The sequence below is a fragment of the Mesorhizobium delmotii genome, from assembly GCF_900149755.1.
Lineage (GTDB): Bacteria > Pseudomonadota > Alphaproteobacteria > Rhizobiales > Rhizobiaceae > Mesorhizobium > Mesorhizobium delmotii.
This window is the reverse complement of the sequence record NZ_FUIG01000103.1, coordinates 464-17802: the sequence shown is the minus strand read 5'-3', so window position 1 is coordinate 17802 and position 17339 is coordinate 464. Positions and strand designations below refer to the sequence as shown.

Here is a 17339-nt window from a genome sequence, read left to right as displayed (position 1 = left end):
CTGCGGCGGCTGAAAGTTATTTCCTGCCTGCCGTTCGATGCCGGTTAAATGCGCCGTGCATGTATCTGGTGGATTTCACGGAAAACAGCGTCTTGTTTCAGTTTGAGCTGATCCGGAAACATTTGCATGCAAATGAAAATGAGGACGAAGTGCGGCTTTCGCCGGCGGGATGCTACCCCCGGCCGCGCCGTGCCGCGTGGCCTTCGCGCGAACGCCGCCGCGGGGCGGCATCGCCGGCAATGCCGTCCTCGCTGACGGTCTTGCGCGGTGGCAGTTTCACCGCCGCCGATAGTTTCGGGAACGGGTCGACCTTGTTCGGCAGCGCCATGGCATAGACGAAATGCTCCTGGAATCTCGGCTCCAGAGCGGTCTCGATCTTCTCGATCCGGCTCACCGTTTCCTCGATCTCGCGGCGATAGCCGCGGTTCAAGAGCGCCATGCGCGCGCCGGCCCCGGCGGCATTGCCGACGGCCGAGACCTTGTCGAGATCGCAGTCGGGGATCAGTCCCAGCACCATGGCGTATTTCGGATCGATGAAGGAGCCGAAGGCACCGGCGAAGTGGATGCGATCGACATGATCAGCATGCTGCTTTTCCATCAACAGCTTGGTGCCGGCATAGAGGGCCGCCTTGGCGAGTTGGATGGCGCGCACATCGGTCTGGGTGATGGTGATCCTGGGCTCACCCTCCTTCAGCACGTAGGAGAAGGTGCGGCCATTCGCGGTGACGCGCGGCGAGCGGGCGGAGAGCCCGCCGTCGACGACGCCATCCTCGGAGATGATGCCGGCCAGATACATTTCGGCTACCACCTCGATGATGCCGGAGCCGCAGATGCCGGTGACGCCGGTCGCCTGCACGCTGTCGAGGAAGCCGGGTTCGTCGGACCAGAGTTCCGAGCCGATGACCCGGAATTTCGGTTCCAGCGTGTCGGGATCGATGCGGACGCGCTCGATGGCGCCGGGAGCGGCGCGCTGGCCGCCCGAGATTTCCGCGCCCTCAAAGGCCGGGCCAGTGGGCGAGGAGGCCGCCACGACCCGCTGGCGATTGCCGAGCACGATCTCGGCATTGGTGCCGACGTCGACGATCAGCATCATCTCGTCCTGGCGGTGCGGGCCTTCGGACAGCGTCACCGCCGCAGCGTCGGCGCCGACATGGCCGGCGATGCAAGGCAGCAGGTAGAGCCTGGCACCCTGGTTGAGCTTGAGGCCGATATCCGAGGCCTTGATGTGCACGGCACCCGAGACGGCCAGCGCGAAAGGCGCGCCGCCGAGTTCGGTCGGGTCGATGCCGAGGAACAGATGGTGCATGATCGGATTGCCGACGAAGACGGAATCCAGGATGTCGTTGCGCTGGACGTTGCCTTCTGCGCAGACCTTGTCGACGAGACCAGAGATCGCCTCGCGCACCGCGACCGTCATGCCCTCGCGACCGTCGGGGTTCATCATCACATAGGAAACGCGGCTCATCAGATCCTCGCCGAAGCGGATCTGCGGGTTCGACGTGCCCGACGAGGCGGCGACGCGGCCCGACAGCAGCGACACCAGATGCATGGCGATGGTGGTCGAACCGATGTCGCAGGCAAGCCCGTAGGCCTCGTTCTTGAGGCCGGGCCACAAAGAGATGACCCGCGCGGTCTCGCTTTCGGCATCCTTGTGGATGGCTGCGGTCGCGGTCCAGTTGCCCTTGCGCAATATGCCTTGCACCTGCGTCAACAGATGGAAGTCGAAATCGAGGCTCTTGAGCCCCCAGTCCTTCATCAGCGCGATCTTCAGGCGATCGAGATCGCCTGATGGATTGTGCATGTCGGGCTCTTCGATCTCGACATAGCACATGTGGATTGCCGAATCTCGGGCGATGACCCTGGTGTCGGCGTCCTTGCGGATGGTCTGTGCGTTGATGACCGTATCCTGCGGCACGTCGACGACGAGATCGCCGAGGATCTGCGCCGAGCAGGACAGGCGGCGCCGTTCGGGAAGGCCGCGCACGCGTTCGTAGCGCTCTTCCTTGGCGCCCTTGGGCGAGATGTGGTCGTTGGAGGAGACGATCTTGTGCTTGGCGAAATTGCCTTCCTGCACCTCGACCTGGCAGCGCCCGCAAGTGGCGCGTCCGCCGCACACGCTCTCGACATAGACGCCGAGCTGGCGTGCGGCATCGAGCACCGGCGTGCCGACCGGAAACCGCCCGCGCTTGCCGGACGGCATGAACAGCACGAGCGGATCGGTGATGTTGGCAGGAGAGTTCACGATTGCGCGCTTATCCTCGGGCCATACGGGCTTCACGGCCACCGCGCCGGCGGCCGCCATTGCCATTGCCTTCGCCCGGCGCATTGACTTGTGTGGGCGCCGCGATCGCCTGGCCGCCTTCGGCTGGCTTGTAGTCCTTGTAGGTCCTGATCCAGTTGGTGCAGTTCTCGTCGGTGCCGTTCAGCACGTTGGCGCCGCGCACGGCCTCCATCTCTTGCGGCCGCACCGGGTTCATGATCGCCGAGGTCATGCCGGCGCCGATCACCATCGGGATGAAGGCGGCATTAATGCCGTGGCGATGCGGCAGGCCGAACGAGATGTTTGACAGGCCGCAGGTGGTGTTGACCTTGAGCTCTTCACGCAGCCGGCGCAGGAGGGCAAAGACCTGGCGGCCGGCATCGCCCAGCGCGCCGATCGGCATGACCAGTGGGTCGACGACCACGTCATGCGCCGGAATGCCGAAATCGGCGCAGCGCTCGACGATCTTCTTGGCGACGGCGAAACGCACGTCCGGATCCATCGAAATGCCGGTCTCGTCATTGGAGATGGCGACCACCGGAACATTGTATTTCTTGACCAGCGGCAGGATGGCTTCGAGCTTTTCTTCCTCGCCGGTGACGGAGTTGACCAGCGGCCGGCCCTTGGCGACCTTGAGCGCCGCCTCGATCGCCGCGGTCACCGAACTGTCGATCGACAGCGGCAGGTCGACCAGCCCCTGCACGATTTCCAGCGTCTGCACCAGCAGGCCGGGTTCGGTCTCGTTCGGGTTGACCGAGGTGACGCCTGCATTGACGTCGAGCATGGTCGCGCCGCAGGCCGCCTGTTCCAGCGCGTCCCTGATGACGGTGTCGAAATTGCCCGCGATCATCTCGGCCGCGAGCTTCTTGCGCCCGGTCGGATTGATGCGCTCACCGATCACGCAGAAGGGCTGGTCGAAGCCGATAATGATTTCTCGTGTCGCCGAGGCGACGATCGTCCGGGTCATGAAATCTCTCCCTCGTGATATAAAGACTTCTTTATATCGTTTCTGATTTCGATCAAGCGAATGGTGACCGTCCGCGCCATCAATGCGCGGTCTTGACCATGTCGACCTGCGTTTCGGTGATCTCGTCGTGTAGTATGTGGTCGAGACGGTCGGCGACGAGCTGGTCGTCGCGGCGGATTTCGCGTTTCCAGGGCTGGCGGCCCTTCAGCACGCCCGATTCATCGACGATCTCGGCGACGTACTCCTCCTGGCGATAGGCCATCACATGGACGCCGGAGACGCCGGGAATCTCTTTCACCTCGTTGATGATGTCGATGCAGAGCTGCTTGCCTTCCTTTTTCTGGTCCTGGGCGCCTTCCAGCCGCTTGACGATCGAATCGGGGATATGAATGCCCGGCACGTTGGAGCGGATCCACTTGGCCGTCTTGGCCGAGGCCAGCGGCCCGACGCCACACAGGATGAAGCATTTTTCCGTGAAACCGAGATCGCGGACCTGCTGCATGTAGGTGCGGAACATCGGCACGTCGAAGCAGTACTGGCTCTGCACGAACTGCGCGCCGGCGGCGATCTTCTTGCCCAGCCGGTAGGGGCGGAAATCGATCGGCGGCGCGAAAGGGTTGATCGCCGCACCGAGGAAAAGCTGCGGCGGCGTCGTCAGCTTGCGGCCGGACAGGAACTTGCCGTTGTCGCGCATGATGCGGCAGGTTTCCAGGAGCGACATGCAGTCGAGGTCGAATACCGGCTTGGCGCCTGGCTGGTCGCCGGCCTGCACGCCGTCGCCGGTCAGGCACAGCATGTTGGCGACGCCCATCGCCGCCCCGCCCAGCACGTCGCCCTGGATGGCGATGCGGTTCCTGTCGCGGCAGGCGATCTGCATGATCGGAGCATAACCCATGCGGGTCAGCAGCGCACAGATGCCGACCGACGACATGTGGCAGTTGGCGCCCGACGCGTCGACGGCGTTGATGGCGTCGACCCAGCCGTCGAAGATTTTGGCGCGGTTGTAGACGTCTTCCGGATCGGCGCTGTCGGGCGGGTTGAGCTCGGTCGTCACGGCGAACTCGCCGCGCCTCAGGACGCGCTCCAGCCGGCCGCGCGAGGTGTGGCCGGGCAGCGGGTCGAGCGGCAGATGGATGCCGGCCGGGTTCTCGTCGGGCTGGCGGCCGATCATGCCGGTGCCCCGGTGTTCGGAGCGTTGCGCGCGGTCTCGCGCGCGGCGGCGGCCTGTGCGGTCACCCGCAGCCATGCCGAGGTCTCGCGCAGCGACTGGTCGACCGGCTTCTGCACGTCGAGGATCTTGTCGCCATGCACCATGTTTCGCGAACCTTCCCAGGCCTTGACCCAGACGCACGGCATATCAGGCTCGACCTCGCAATTGCCGTTGGCGCGCACACCGCCGCAAGGGCCATTGCGCAATTGCTTGGGGCAATTCATCGGGCACGACATGCCGGTAGAAGAAAGGATGCACTGGCCGCACATGCGGCAGTCGAACATAAAACCCTTGACGCGTTTTTCGACGAATTTGATCGGACCTTCGACGCGGCCGTAACCGATGCCCTTCCACAGCGGATGGAGGAGCAAAAACATGTCGGAGAACCTGGCGTAGAACCATTCGAGCAGTCGCGAGTGGCGGACGGACCACAGCCGGACAGCGAAGGAGCGCTGCACGCGCCGCTGCGGCGACACGTCGGCCGGCTTGTAGTCGGATTTCGGCGCTGCCTTCTTGACCAGAGTGGCCTGGGTAATCGCCGGGGTCGTTTCAGACATCTTCTTTTCCGCCCGCCTTGACCAGAGCGACCAGCCGCTCGCGGTCGTATTTCGCGTCGATGTCCTGAAAGGCTTTTTCAGCCTCGCCTTCAAGATCGTCGCTGACCGGCACGGGGTCGGCCTTGCGCCATTCGGCCAGGTAGTCGTCGGTGCCGCCGGCGCCGGTGCGCATCGCGCACATGTCGATCGCCTCGGTAAAGCGCAGCGGCAGTTCGCGCTTGGCGTTCTGCCGGCCTTTCTTGACGATGACCTGGGCGGGGATGTCGCGCCAGTAGACGACGATCAGATCGGCCATGAATTCCTACTCCCGTAGAGCGCCGTGCGTCCAATCGGATGGACAAAGGACGCTCTACTACTTTGACTCAGCTGCATCGTGCTTTCCGGAGATCGATCTTCGGGCCGATGCAGTGGTTCCGAGCATTGCCGGAAGCGCTGTTGGGCTGCTTGTTATGGGACGACGCGCGCGCATTCAAAAGCGACGCAATTGGAGGCCGCTAGGGAAAGATGAAAGTTTTCGGTATTTGGCTTGGTATGGATCAGCCGGCGCGACGATCGAAGCTGCCGACAAGCTTCCTGTGGAAGCGGACATAGCCTCGCTCGGTCGTGCGCAGATGTTCGGCGACAATCTGGTGGAAACGCGGCAGGCGGTGAAAGGGAACGGCCGGATAGGAATGGTGCTCGGAGTGGTAAGGCATGTTCCACGCCCCGAAGCGTACCAGCCGTGTGGTAAAGGTGGTGCGGGTGTTTTCGAGCATGTTGGCGACTTGCGGGCAGAGCGCGTGCTCGGCCAACAGATAGGCCCGCAAAAACGGCTGGCCGACGAGCACCGGCACAATCCAGACCCACAGTAGCAGCGCCGACTGCACGGCCAGGGAGGCCGCCAGCAGCACCGCATAGGCGATCAGAAACCAACGTGCTTCCGAAATCACCTTGTCGCGGCCCTTGTCCGGCACGAAGCCGTCGCGGTTGCGGCCGGCCGCGTTGACGACGATCACGCGCGCCATGCCGGTCCAGTAGGGGGCGCCGGAGAGATAGCGCAGATACTGGGCAATGGTCTCCGGTTTCGGGCTCATCAGTTCGGGATCATTGTCCGGATCGTGCGTGTGGCGGTGGTGCGCGAAATGGAAATAGCGGAACCATGCGGGCGGCAGCAGGATCAGGAAGCCGGTCACGGTGGCGATGGCGCGATTGAGCCACGGCGTCCTGAATGCCGTTTCGTGGATGGTCTCGTGCAACAGCGTGAAGAAGAAGACGATCAGGATTCCCTGCGGCAGCATGAGAACCGGCCAGAACGGAATGCGCGCGGCGATCAGCACGCCCAGCACGACAACCAGCCCGCCATGCACGGCGAGCCGGACAATGCCGGGCCTGTCCAGCTTGGCGGTGAGGTCGCGACGATCCTCTACCGACAGACTGGCGATGATGGTGCGGTGGTCGATTTCGCTCATGGGGGCCAAGCTTATCGCCGGGGCGCTGTCCGGTAAATCGGTGCTCGTTAACAGACGCCGGTTTTTACGCCGGTCCAGAAATAGAACCAGATCGTCGGATGGCCACTGTTTCGAGGGCAGGCCGGGATATGATGTGGCAAACTTGCCGGCTGCGCATCCCTGACCGCCTCGATGCTATCGCGTGAGAATGCCGCCTGCCGCAGCGCGTAGCTTGAAATCGTATCGCCTGCCTCAGGCTTGCCGCGCACCTGCCGCAGCACGCCGCAAGCCAGGGATCGCGGGCTCAGCGCTTGAATTCAAGGATGTCGAGCTTCGATTCATAATAGGGCGCCGGGAACTCGATGCGCCATTCGTTGGCACTGTTGCGAAAGGTATAGCCGACCTGATCGCTTTGTGGGCCGCCGCCATAGGGTTTTGCAGGATCGTCGTTGACAGAAAGGGAGCCGAGATAGATCGAGCGCTTTTCGCCGTCGTCGAAGAAACGTCCCTTGGTGCGCTGCGAACCGGTGATTTTTTCCAGCATCCAGCCCGAACCGTCGTCGCTCACCTTGCACTTGAACCAGCCATAGATGACGAGCGGGCTCAGCCCGCCGGCCTTGATGGTACGGCACTGCCAGTTGCCGGTCAGGTCCTTGTCGGAAAACGAGACCAACGGCTTTGCCAGCAAGGCGTCGAGCTGCTTGATATCGGCGGCGTCGCCAGCCCTGGCTTCGTCAAGGCTGCCTTGCGCGTCTCGTCATATTTGTCGAGCCGCACCTTGTCGGCGGGCGTGATCAGCTTCTGCACCTCGCCATCGGCGAGCGCGGGCAGAGCGAAGCAGACAACGCCTGCGGCAATCAGGAGGCGAGCGACCATCGATGCGTTTCCTAGTCGAAAGCTGGATCAGCCTGTTTTCTCGTTTGGCATACAACTTACCCGTTCGCGGCGACCTGTCATCCGTGCTTAACAGCGATCGGGTTAAAAATCGTGATTTCGCCGATGCGGATCTTGCTTACGGGATCGTCAGGCTGGCTGAGCAGCGCGCTAGCGCCGCGCCTGCGGGCTCTTGGCCATGGCGTCATCGGCCTCGATCCCGCCCCGTCGGCGCAAACGCAGGTGATCGGCTCGGTCGCCGACCGTGATCTGGTCATGCGGACGGTCAGGGAAAACCGCATCGAGGCGATCATCCACAGCGGCGCGCTGCACAAGCCTGACATCGAACACCAACGTAATGAGGATTTCATCGAGACGAATGTGCGCGGCACGCTCAACCTGCTCGACGCGGCGGTGGTATCAGGCGTTCAGCGCTTCATCTTCACGTCGACGACCTCGCTGATGATCTCGAAAGCCATACGCGCCGGCTTGACCGGCGGTACGCGCAAGGCCGCCTGGCTGACGGAAGACATGTCGCCCGAGCCGCGCAACATCTACGGCGTCACCAAGCTTTCGGCCGAGCATCTTTGCCGCCTCTATCACATCCAGTCCGGACTGCCGGTGATCGTGCTGCGCACTGCCCGGTTCTTTCCCGAAGCAGACGACATGGCGCATGCGATCGAGCAGTCGGACGCCAACACCAAGGCCAATGAACTGTTGTTCCGCCGGCTGACCGTGGAAGATGCCGCCGAGGCTCATGTCGCGGCGCTGGAGAAGGCGCCACAACTAGGCTTCGACATCTTCATCATCTCGGCGCCAACGCCGTTCCGGCCTGATGATTGCGAGGCATTGATCGCTGACGCGCCGCCCGTCGTCGCCCGCCATTTTCCGGAATTTCCGGCGCTCTATGCGCGAAAGGGCTGGACGATGTTTTCCTCGATCGACCGTGTCTACGACGCCTCGCGGGCGCGGGACAGGCTGGGCTTCGTCTGCAAGACGAGCTTTGCCAATGTGCTTGCCGCGCTTGCGGCGGAAGATGGCGCCGCCTGATCGAACGGTCAGCCGTGTGCCGCGGCGCTGGCCAGCTCCGTCGTCAGGTCGCCATAGCCGGTCGAGCGGCGCTCATAGGCGAGGCCGAGCATTTTTGCGGCTTTCTCGGCGACCTTGTCGAGTTCCGGGTCGTCGGTCTGGGCGATATAGACCAGCTTCTCGTAATTGCCGAAATAGTCCTTGATCAGCTCCGGATGCCTGTCGAGGCCGAGCGGCTTCATGAAGAAGGCGTCGAACTGCCGGCAGAGGAAATCGGTCATGTAGAACGACATCATGTCGTCGTCGGCGACCTTCGCATAGGCGTCCATGCCCTGGTAGAAGGCAAAGCAGTGCGGACCGGCCATGCGCTCGACGCCATGCTTCTCGCAGACGCGGTCAAGCAGGCCGCCGGTGCCGCAATCGGCGTAGCCGACGAAGATGTTTCTATAGCCGTCCGCCTTGGCCTTCTCAATTGCCTTGTCCATGGCCGGCGCGATGCGGTCCGGGTAGAAATGGAACTCCGCCGGCAGGCAGGTCAGGTCGAGATGGTCGAGCCCCAGCTGCTCCTTGACGGCCAGAACTTCGCGCGCAATCATCCCGCAGGCGATGACAAGCAGCCTGTCGCCTTGATCGGGTTGTAGCTTTCGCGCAATGCTCATGGAACCAGTCTAACCGATTTTCGTTGCTGTCCCACGAATCTATCTGTTGAGGGAGATACCATTCATGAAACCGCTACGCATTGCACCGATCGCCATTCTCGCTTGCGCGCTGGCACTTTCGGCCTGTGCCAACACTGTCCGTGGCGTCGGCAGGGACGTCAAATCGACAGCCAACGCGGTTGAGGACACGGTCGAGAACCCCTGATCCGCAGTCTCGCCAAAGCGCATTGCTCTCAAGACAGTTCAAGCGATGCGCATTAAGTCCTTGTAACATCTGGGAACAAGAAAGTCGTGCTGCAAGGCGCGGATCGGTTTATGGTCCATGCCGAATTCGCCCAGATGAGGGCGAAGCGCGGACGTCGTGTCCGCCTATTGCAATTATTTTCGTTGGGGCGGGCACGAAAAGTTGACTTTTCGAGCGGGGGATATGCCGTTAATCTTTCCCTGTACCCTCAACAACGAAGCTAGGAGCCATAGGATGAAGACCGCTCTCTTAGTTGTCGCCGCTCTGGGCCTTTCGGTGTCTGGCGCCGCAGCGGAATGTGTTGGCCACACTAAAACGACGGCTTCCGTAGATCAGCAAACCAAAGCTGCAAGCGTAGATCAGCAGACCAAAGTCGCAAGCGTCGCGAATACGCCGACAACTGCCGAAACGCCGATCCTGAAAAAGGAAGAGGCGAAAGAGTCAGAATAGGCGCTTCAACCGGCCCGAACGCTCCGAGCGAGGCTTGCCGCGCTCAACTTCCCGTCCAAAGTTTCACCGGGTATGTTCGCTGCGGGGCGCTGTTGCTTGTCGATGTCAAGACATGCCAGCGTCGCGCGCCGCCTCGGCCTAGCATAGCATAAGTACGGGCTGTCGTACTTATGCTTCGGTCTCCTCCCTGGTCTGCCATCCCCCAGCCGCGCGGGCGGAATATCTAAATATCCTGCGATCGCCATCCCAACGGCTATTCCCATAAGCCCATTGCAACGCCGTGACGAGGAAGCAGCAACAGGTGGTGCTGGCGTGGTGGCTATGGCACCTAGGGTGGTGGCAAATGAACGTTTGCAGTGCGCCTAGGGAGATCCGCCTTTCAGGGCGATCAGGCCGATCAGGATTGCGCTTGCCGCAGCAATCGACGCCCACCAAGTCGCATTGCGCGAAGGTCGCCAGTGTCGGCGGTGTCTAGCGCGCTTTCGCCACTGGCCAGACCGATTATCGTAGCGCGATTTTTCCACTCCTCCCACTCCCAGAGTCAGCAATGCGTTTGTTGCCGATTGGAGTCCAGACGCGCGCCCAAGGGTCGGCTTTAGGCGGCGCGCGCCAAGCCAACGGCTATTCCCAAGGCGATCGGCCCGCGCATGGCGGGAGTGCAGGTTTTAACCTCACCGATCGAAACCGACTTCATCACAATGAACGGCGACAATCTCAAAGAGTCAGGGCATGACCGGCGCATCGGAATTCTGCTGGATCGAATAGATGTGTTGGCTGGGAAATAGCACAGTTAGGCGCTCCGCGAAGGTAATCGCTGAGGCTGAGCGCGCCGAACGCGCCGCAAAGACGGCAAGATTGAAATCCCTTCGCATGGCAACTCAGAGTGACTTGAATGTTTCGTTTCCGGAGGAGCTCGATTGCTCGCTCCTCGTCGCGGCACTGATTCAAGGCGAATCATCGGGCCAGCCTTTCAACCGTCTCAATGATGGCTTTGGCAAGGGCTTCGCCTTCATGGACAGGCTCGGAACCGAATAGCAACAAAACTGCTTCCTCGCTTGGAAGCAAGCCGGGCCGGCAGGTCTGTTCAATAGCCATGCGAACAAGTTTGAGGGCGGCCCAGGCGCTGCGGATGTTCTGTTGGACTTCCATGCTAGCCCACCATGTCACGCAGCGGCTTCTTGCGCTCCTGCGGCCGGTATTTCTCCACCCGCCTGACCTTATCCAAACCCACCGTAACCAGCGATCCAAGGTCGATCGTCACCTTGCCGGCCCCCTCGTCTATGCGCGTAATCTCGCCAGAAAGCTCAATATGCTGGCCGCGCTTGACCTTTGTAGAATCGCGGATGGAGTGCGGGAATCCGTAGGAGGGGATGGAGACGCTTGCGCGGTCCCTCGCTTACCCGCCTTCGCACTGTGGCTGTGATCGCCACCACGTCAAGAGGTTGCTGATATACGAGACAACGCGCTTCGCTCTAGCGGGAACGGCCCAGCGGCTTGGTTGCGAGGGGGACTGGCAGCTGGAGGCCGCTGGGCCTTGACCAGCTACCTAAGAGGAGGCGCTGTGCTGGCTGACCAAAAACTTACGCTCACGGCAACGGAATAGCATCATTCGAACGAACGCTGTTCGTCAGCATGTTCCTGATGCTGGACATCCGAAGGGCGCTCAATCTGCTCAAGGCAGGCCAGCGGACTATGAGGAGCCGCATTTTGCCCCCATGTCGAGAGGCTGGCGGAACCTATTGTTCGGCCGGCAGCGGCTCGTGGTGGGGGAGATGATGATGCAGCACCTCGGCAAGGTTCCGCTTGTCGAACGTTTGGCCACAAACGGGGCAGAACTCGAGGTAGCCTTCCTCGTCGTTGGCAGGCGTCCCGTGGCGCTTGCCCTTGACGCTGGTTGCGGGGTTGTTGATTCGATCTCGTCTCACGTTTGGTCGCTACCGTGCGTTTGATAGACGGCCCGACAGCCAATCGGGGGGCGACAAGCTGGCCGCCGGGCCTAACCAGCGGGCAATTGGGTCCGTTCGCCGGTTGGGCCGAACTATAGGCATTTCATGCAACATTTCTAATTTAGTAAAATGGTCATGATCCGTTCCCTTAGTCATCAAACCGGATGAGCCTAGAGTCAATTTGGTGCCTAACGGGAGGAAGAGTGACCGGCATCCCGCCTCCGTTTTGCGGTGCTGATCAAGCGGAACATTAGTAGTTTCTAACTGTTGTCTGGGAGCAGTGGACCTATCCCCCCGCTTAGCCTCCCGCTGCAGATCGGGCCGCAGCCAGATCGGCCCGCGCTCAGAGGAGGAGCGCGGGCCTCTCCTTGTCAGTGCGATGCAGATAAGGGGTGGCCGGCGCCGCTTTGGGGGGCGTTGGGGTAGAGTGCCTTGTAGGGCGCCGGCCGGGCGGCGTTGGGGTCCGCCGTACGAATAAGCTAACACAGGTTAGGACCGTGGGTATGGCGTGATCGCGGAAGTACCGTGCTTCCAATAGCTAGCCGGCCAGCGCCATGACGACGGCAATGCCTATGCCGATCGAGAAATCCAGTGGCGATGGGGCGCGGGGCCGACGGCACCGGGCCAGTCCCTGCGGGGAATTGGCTAAAAAGCTCAGGCCGAAGCGCGGACGTTGTGTCCGCCTTTTATCGTTGTTTTTATTGCCTGAATCTCGATTATGTTGCCAGATGTTGCATTCTAGCCAAGGATCGCGGCCACGCCAGAGGCGAGTTCCTCGGCATCGTCGCCGCGCGGAAATAGATGCGCGTATGTGCCAGCCGTGATCGCAACGGACGCGTGCCCCATGCGCTCCTGGTGGATGAGCGTGGCTTGCCGGTGGAATGGATTGGAAAGGCGCCAGATATTGAGACGGCAGTTTATGCTGCCGAGTGCATGGGACCGGGCTACGTGGCAGGCACTTGGGCATACTGCGTCGCCTGACCGCCTCGCACCGCAACCTAGAAACCTCGCTTCGGCGGGGTTTTTCGTTGAGGGAAGCGTTGCGGAGAAACTGAAGGGTAATGCGCCAGTTCCTTAGAAGGACCAGCCTCGGCTGTCAGTTCTGAAGAAGACGACGGTAGGCCAACCTCACCGAGCCACTCGTCGTAGTGATGGTTTAAGGCGAACAACAACTCGTCTGGCTTGTTGATACCGCTTTGGAATAACTCGATAATTTGACGGCCAAGACGCCTCCTGGCCGGATCGCCAACTGCTATCCCGGCCTGATGGCAATAATCGTCGACCACCGCGGCAAGCATTGAAAGCTGTGCTGGATCCGTTGCGCGGTTGAAGGTCATATCGCTTCTCCCTTTGTTTTGGGCGAAAGCGTGGTGATCTCTTCCAATCGACGGCTTGCCGTTAATGTGCGGGCGACTTCCGTTATATAGTGTGTCGGTTTGGTACATACGAGTCGCAGCGTCAACCTAACGCAATGTCAGGTTGCGGCAACCGCGAATGATGGTCAATGCACAGGAAACGAACCTAAACGCGTGGCGCTTGAACACTGCGCCGGTTCCCGAAGACACAATTCGTCACTACCGCCGTGATCCCGATTCACCGTAGTCTCAAGTCGGGCGCGGCGGTGAACCGTTTTCGGCAACACCGATGCCGGCGGCTCAGGCAACATCTGCCGCGTCCACCAGCCCGCCTCGCGCGGGCTTTTTGGTTTTGTGTTGCGTCTGTGTTGCATGGACTGAATTGCAACACGTTGCAAAGCGCGGAAATGCGCGGAATATGTTGCAACGTGTTGCGCTAAGCCTGGTAACAGATCTGAGTCTAAGTATTTGAAATTGTTGCATGAATTCGTTAAAAAGCTCAGGCCGAAGCGCGGACGTTGTGCTTGCGCTTCATGAAGTCCTTGGCGGTCTCGACCGCCACCGCCGCGTCGCGGCAATAGGCGTCGGCGCCGACTGCCTTGCCGAACTCCTCGTTGAGCGGCGCGCCGCCGACCAGCACGACATAGTCGTCGCGGATGCCCTTTTCCTTCATCGTATCGATGACCACCTTCATGTAGGGCATGGTCGTCGTCAGCAGCGCCGACATGCCGATGATGTCGGGCTGGTGCTGCTCGATGGCGTCGAGATATTTTTCCACCGCATTGTTGATGCCGAGGTCGATGACGTCGAAGCCGGCGCCCTCCATCATCATGCCGACAAGGTTCTTGCCGATGTCGTGGATGTCGCCCTTGACGGTGCCGATCACCATCTTGCCCTGCTTTGGCGCGCCGGTGGCGACGAGCAGCGGACGCAGGATGAACATGCCCGCCTTCATCGCGTTGGCCGACAACAGCACTTCCGGCACGAACAGGATGCCGTCGCGAAAGTCCTCGCCGACGATGCGCATGCCTTCGACCAGCGCCTCGGTCAGCACCTTGTAAGGCGCCCAGCCGCGCTCGAGAAGGATGTTGGTGCCTTCCTCGATCTCTTCCTTCAGCCCGTCATAAAGATCGTCGTGCATCTGCTGCACGAGCTCGTCGTCGGAAAGCTCGGAAAGGATGATCTCGTCGTCGGCCATTTTTAATCCAGCTCCTTGCCGCACGGATACAGTTGCGGGGCCTCAAATATCACGTCAATACCTAACCCGCTACAGGCTTGCGTCCATAGCTGATTTGCGACTTCCCGCAAAAGGAAAGCGACTGCAAATCTATTGGAATTCTTGTCGATTTTGCGACAGGCGTTGGCGCTGGCGGGCCGTTTCGAATAGGGTGCATGACTACGATCCGGCCAGAAGCCGCGATATGCGGCCGTAACAATTGCGCCAGAACAAAGTCAGGGAAGAACGATCATGAGTGAGAACGCGCCGGTCGACCAGGAAGCGTCAAACGCGCGGCGCGGACGCGCCGCCAGCGGTGGCGCCGCTGCCCGGCGGGCGGCGCGCTCGGGTGGCGGCCCCGGCACCCAGCTCACCTACATCAAGCGCAAGATCAACGTCTATGAGGTGCTGGACGAGGAAGGGCTGGCGCTGATCGAGAAGAACACCGACACGGTGCTCGAGGAGATCGGCATCATCTTTCGCGACGACGCCGAGGCGCTGCAACTCTGGAAAGAAGCCGGCGCCGACGTCAAGGGCGAGCGCGTGCATTTCCCGAAGGGGCTCTGCCGCTCACTTTTGAAAACCGCGCCGTCCGTCTATACCCAGCATGCCCGCAATGCAGAACGTTCGGTGCAGATCGGCGGCAACGCCACGGTCTTCGCGCCGGTCTACGGCCCGCCCTTCGTGCGCGACCTCGATGGCGTCAGGCGCTATGCGACGATCGAGGATTTCCAGAATTTCGTGAAGCTCGCCTATATGGCGCCGTCGATCCACCATTCGGGCGGCACGGTGTGCGAGCCGGTCGACGTGCCGGTCAACAAGCGCCATCTCGACATGATCTACAGCCACATCAAATATTCGGATAAGCCGTTTATGGGCTCGGTCACCGCGCCGGAGCGCGCCGAAGACACGGTTGCGATGGCCAAGATCGTGTTCGGCGACGATTTCGTCGAGAACAACACGGTGCTGACCAGCCTGATCAACGCCAACTCGCCGATGGTGTTCGACGAGACCATGCTGGGCGCGCTGAAAGTCTATTCGCGCCACAACCAGGCCTGTATCGTCACGCCGTTCATTCTCGCCGGCGCAATGAGCCCGGTGACGGTCGCCGGCACGCTGACCCAGGTTCTGGCCGAAGTGCTGGCCGGCGCGTCGTTCACGCAGCTGATCCGGCCGGGCGCGCCGGTGCTGTTCGGCACCTTCGCCTCGTCGATTTCGATGCAGTCGGGCGCGCCGACCTTCGGCACGCCGGAGCCGTCGCTCGTCTCTTATGGTGCGGCGCAACTCGCCCGCCGGCTTGGCCTGCCGTTCCGCACCGGCGGCTCGCTGTGTGCTTCGAAGATACCGGACGCGCAGGCGGCTTATGAGAGCGCCAACACACTGAACTCGACGATCCTCGCCGGCACCAATTTCGTGCTGCATTCGGCCGGCTGGCTCGAGGGCGGGCTCGCTTCCTGCTACGAAAAGTTCATGATGGACATCGACCAGCTCGGCATGACGCAGAAGTTCTCCGAAGGCGTCGACCTGTCGGAGAACGGCCAGGCGATGGACGCCATCCGCCAGGTCGGTCCGGGCAGCCACTATCTCGGCTGTGACCACACCCAGGCCAATTTCCAGACCGCCTTCTACCGTTCCAATATTGCCGACAACAATTCCTACGAGCAGTGGTTGGCCGAGGGCGAAAAAACCGCGCCGCAGCGCGCCAACGAACTCGCCCGCCGCTGGCTGGAAAGCTACGAGGCGCCGCATCTCGATCAGGGTATCGACGATGGGCTGAAGGAGTTCATCGCCAGGAAGAAGGCGTCGATGGCCGACGCCTTCACCTGAAAGGAGCCCGAGTCAGGCGGGGCTAAAGTCGCCAACATCATCCACAAGGAAGTCTGGCGGAGCGCCTTTTCCGAGCCGGACAAGAAGGGGTGACTCCTGCGCGCAGCCTGATCGAAAATATCGCGGCAGCGCTTTCCGCCCACGGCCTCGTGCTTCGCGGCAGCTTCAATTTCGCAACCAGTGACCCGCCTCCGCCTGGCGCGTCCGGCGCTGCCGCCAAATCCGCTCTGCTGGTGGGTCAGGCGGGCGCCGCGCCGTGGCCGCATTTCCTGCGCTGGAAGGAAAGCCGATCACGGACCATCGCCAATCCGCTGGACACATGGTCGCGAGAAGTAATCGGCGCGGTGGCTGAGACATTCGGGGCGCGCGCCGCTTCGCCCTCCGACAGGCCATATCTGCCGTTCCAGCAATGGGCGATGCGGGCGGAGGGCTTGCGGCCGTCGCCGCTCGGCATCCTCATGCATCCGCAATACGGGCTCTGGCACGCCTATCGCGGCGCGCTGCTGTTCGAGGACGAGATTGAGCTTCCGGAACCTCGCGACGTGATTCACCTTTGCGATGCATGTGTCGACAAACCTTGCCTGAAGTCCTGTCCGGTCGACGCTTATTCTGCGGATGGTTTCGCGCACAAAACCTGTCTGGCGCATGTGCGTGGGCAAAACGGCGCGCCTTGCCGAACCGGCGGCTGCCTCGACCGCAACGCCTGTCCGTACGGCGCGGCCTACCGTTATCCACCACAGGTTCAGGCCTTCCACATGGCCGCGTTCGCGGGTCTGTAGCGTCGCCGAATGCCGCATGAATCTTGAATGAGGCTGCCTCATTACGACTTGCCCTGTTGGCTTGCGCGGATATGTATCGCACGACAATCGATCGTGCCCACTGGCGTGGTGTAGCTGACGGCATTGGACGCCGTGCTCTCCGGCATGGGCCGGACTGATCAGCGCGCCACTGCCGGCAGGCTGATGAGCGGATCATCGCTCATCTGGCTGATGGTCTCAAGCGTCATGTAGCGGGCCCGCTGCACGGCCCGTTCATCGTTCTGTTCGAGCAGCAGGGCGCCGACGAGACGGACGATGGCCTCGTCATTGGGGAAGATGCCGACGACCTCGGTCCTGCGCTTGATCTCGCCGTTGAGGCGCTCGATCGGGTTGGTGCTATGCAGCTTGGCGCGGTGCTCCTTGGGGAAGGTCATGTAGGCGAGCACGTCGGGCTCGGCGTCGTCCATGATGGTGGCGAGCTTGGGCACCTTCGGCCGGATCTGGTCGGCGACGGCGCGCCATTGGGTGCTGGCGGCCTCGGCCGTCTCCTGGGCGAAGGCG

Annotated in this window: 18 protein-coding genes and 1 pseudogene; 5 read left to right on the top strand and 14 right to left on the bottom strand. The window is 61.8% G+C overall.

What is annotated here, in order from left to right; all coding sequences use genetic code 11:
- Positions 1-172: 172 nt before the first annotated feature.
- From BQ8482_RS35745 to BQ8482_RS35710, 8 genes and pseudogenes are all read right to left on the bottom strand, one after another.
- On the bottom strand, positions 173-2302 hold the full coding sequence (locus BQ8482_RS35745; protein ID WP_123151816.1) for an ASKHA domain-containing protein: 2130 nt from the start codon (positions 2300-2302) through the stop codon (positions 173-175).
- A complete protein-coding gene (locus BQ8482_RS35740) occupies positions 2253-3227 on the bottom strand; it encodes a methyltetrahydrofolate cobalamin methyltransferase (RefSeq protein ID WP_077383680.1) in 975 nt (324 codons plus the stop codon). Before BQ8482_RS35740 ends, BQ8482_RS35745 begins: the two co-directional genes overlap by 50 nt.
- A gap of 79 nt (positions 3228-3306) precedes the next feature.
- On the bottom strand, positions 3307-4398 hold the full coding sequence (locus BQ8482_RS35735) for a methylenetetrahydrofolate reductase (RefSeq protein ID WP_123151815.1): 1092 nt from the start codon (positions 4396-4398) through the stop codon (positions 3307-3309).
- The gene (locus BQ8482_RS35730) at positions 4395-4994 is read right to left on the bottom strand and encodes a methylenetetrahydrofolate reductase C-terminal domain-containing protein (protein WP_123151814.1); all 600 of its coding nucleotides are present in this window, start codon (positions 4992-4994) and stop codon (positions 4395-4397) included. Before BQ8482_RS35730 ends, BQ8482_RS35735 begins: the two co-directional genes overlap by 4 nt.
- Entirely contained in the window at positions 4987-5289 is a 303-nt protein-coding gene (locus BQ8482_RS35725) for a virulence factor (protein WP_095494585.1), read from the bottom strand. The genes BQ8482_RS35730 and BQ8482_RS35725 overlap by 8 nt, the downstream gene beginning before the upstream one ends.
- A gap of 241 nt (positions 5290-5530) precedes the next feature.
- Positions 5531-6442, bottom strand: a complete 912-nt coding sequence (locus BQ8482_RS35720; protein ID WP_244603125.1) for a fatty acid desaturase — start codon at positions 6440-6442, stop codon at positions 5531-5533.
- Between the two features lie 47 nt (positions 6443-6489).
- Positions 6490-6702: a hypothetical protein gene (locus BQ8482_RS35715; RefSeq protein WP_244603124.1), complete on the bottom strand. Its 213-nt coding sequence runs from the start codon at positions 6700-6702 to the stop codon at positions 6490-6492.
- 23 nt (positions 6703-6725) lie between these two features.
- Positions 6726-7297: pseudogene (locus BQ8482_RS35710) on the bottom strand (DUF4893 domain-containing protein).
- Positions 7298-7420: 123 nt separating this feature from the next.
- Here BQ8482_RS35710 and BQ8482_RS35705 point away from each other — a divergent pair.
- Entirely contained in the window at positions 7421-8344 is a 924-nt protein-coding gene (locus BQ8482_RS35705) for an NAD-dependent epimerase/dehydratase family protein (RefSeq protein ID WP_123151813.1), read from the top strand.
- 8 nt (positions 8345-8352) lie between these two features.
- On the opposite strand, the gene BQ8482_RS35700 is transcribed toward BQ8482_RS35705, so the two are convergent.
- Positions 8353-8982, bottom strand: coding sequence for a DUF1638 domain-containing protein (locus BQ8482_RS35700; protein WP_123151812.1), 630 nt, complete (start codon positions 8980-8982; stop codon positions 8353-8355).
- 64 nt (positions 8983-9046) lie between these two features.
- Here BQ8482_RS35700 and BQ8482_RS35695 point away from each other — a divergent pair, with 64 nt between their 5' ends.
- Complete coding sequence (locus BQ8482_RS35695) at positions 9047-9187, top strand: entericidin A/B family lipoprotein (RefSeq protein ID WP_023798937.1); 141 nt, start codon at positions 9047-9049, stop codon at positions 9185-9187.
- 273 nt (positions 9188-9460) lie between these two features.
- Positions 9461-9676 carry a hypothetical protein gene (locus BQ8482_RS35690; protein WP_029351924.1) on the top strand — a complete coding sequence of 72 codons (216 nt, stop codon included), beginning with the start codon at positions 9461-9463 and terminating at the stop codon, positions 9674-9676.
- A 954-nt stretch (positions 9677-10630) separates the two neighbouring features.
- On the opposite strand, the gene BQ8482_RS35685 is transcribed toward BQ8482_RS35690, so the two are convergent.
- The 4 genes from BQ8482_RS35685 to BQ8482_RS35665 all read right to left on the bottom strand — a co-directional run bounded on the left by BQ8482_RS35685 (position 10631) and on the right by BQ8482_RS35665 (position 14175).
- Positions 10631-10825 carry a hypothetical protein gene (locus BQ8482_RS35685; RefSeq protein ID WP_123151811.1) on the bottom strand — a complete coding sequence of 65 codons (195 nt, stop codon included), beginning with the start codon at positions 10823-10825 and terminating at the stop codon, positions 10631-10633.
- 587 nt (positions 10826-11412) lie between these two features.
- Positions 11413-11601, bottom strand: coding sequence for a hypothetical protein (locus BQ8482_RS37930; protein WP_133254898.1), 189 nt, complete (start codon positions 11599-11601; stop codon positions 11413-11415).
- A gap of 1019 nt (positions 11602-12620) precedes the next feature.
- Complete coding sequence (locus BQ8482_RS38860) at positions 12621-12959, bottom strand: hypothetical protein (RefSeq protein ID WP_208867956.1); 339 nt, start codon at positions 12957-12959, stop codon at positions 12621-12623.
- Between the two features lie 517 nt (positions 12960-13476).
- Positions 13477-14175 (bottom strand): corrinoid protein, encoded by a 699-nt coding sequence (locus BQ8482_RS35665; protein ID WP_095494578.1) that lies wholly within the window; start codon positions 14173-14175, stop codon positions 13477-13479.
- A 270-nt stretch (positions 14176-14445) separates the two neighbouring features.
- Here BQ8482_RS35665 and BQ8482_RS35660 point away from each other — a divergent pair, with 270 nt between their 5' ends.
- Positions 14446-16020, top strand: coding sequence for a trimethylamine methyltransferase family protein (locus tag BQ8482_RS35660; RefSeq protein WP_095494577.1), 1575 nt, complete (start codon positions 14446-14448; stop codon positions 16018-16020).
- 89 nt (positions 16021-16109) lie between these two features.
- A complete protein-coding gene (locus BQ8482_RS35655) occupies positions 16110-16799 on the top strand; it encodes a hypothetical protein (RefSeq protein ID WP_123151809.1) in 690 nt (229 codons plus the stop codon).
- 158 nt (positions 16800-16957) lie between these two features.
- Here the strand turns inward: BQ8482_RS35655 and BQ8482_RS39930 are convergent.
- Positions 16958-17339: transposase (locus BQ8482_RS39930; RefSeq protein WP_244603123.1), on the bottom strand; the 382-nt coding region annotated here is incomplete at its 5' end.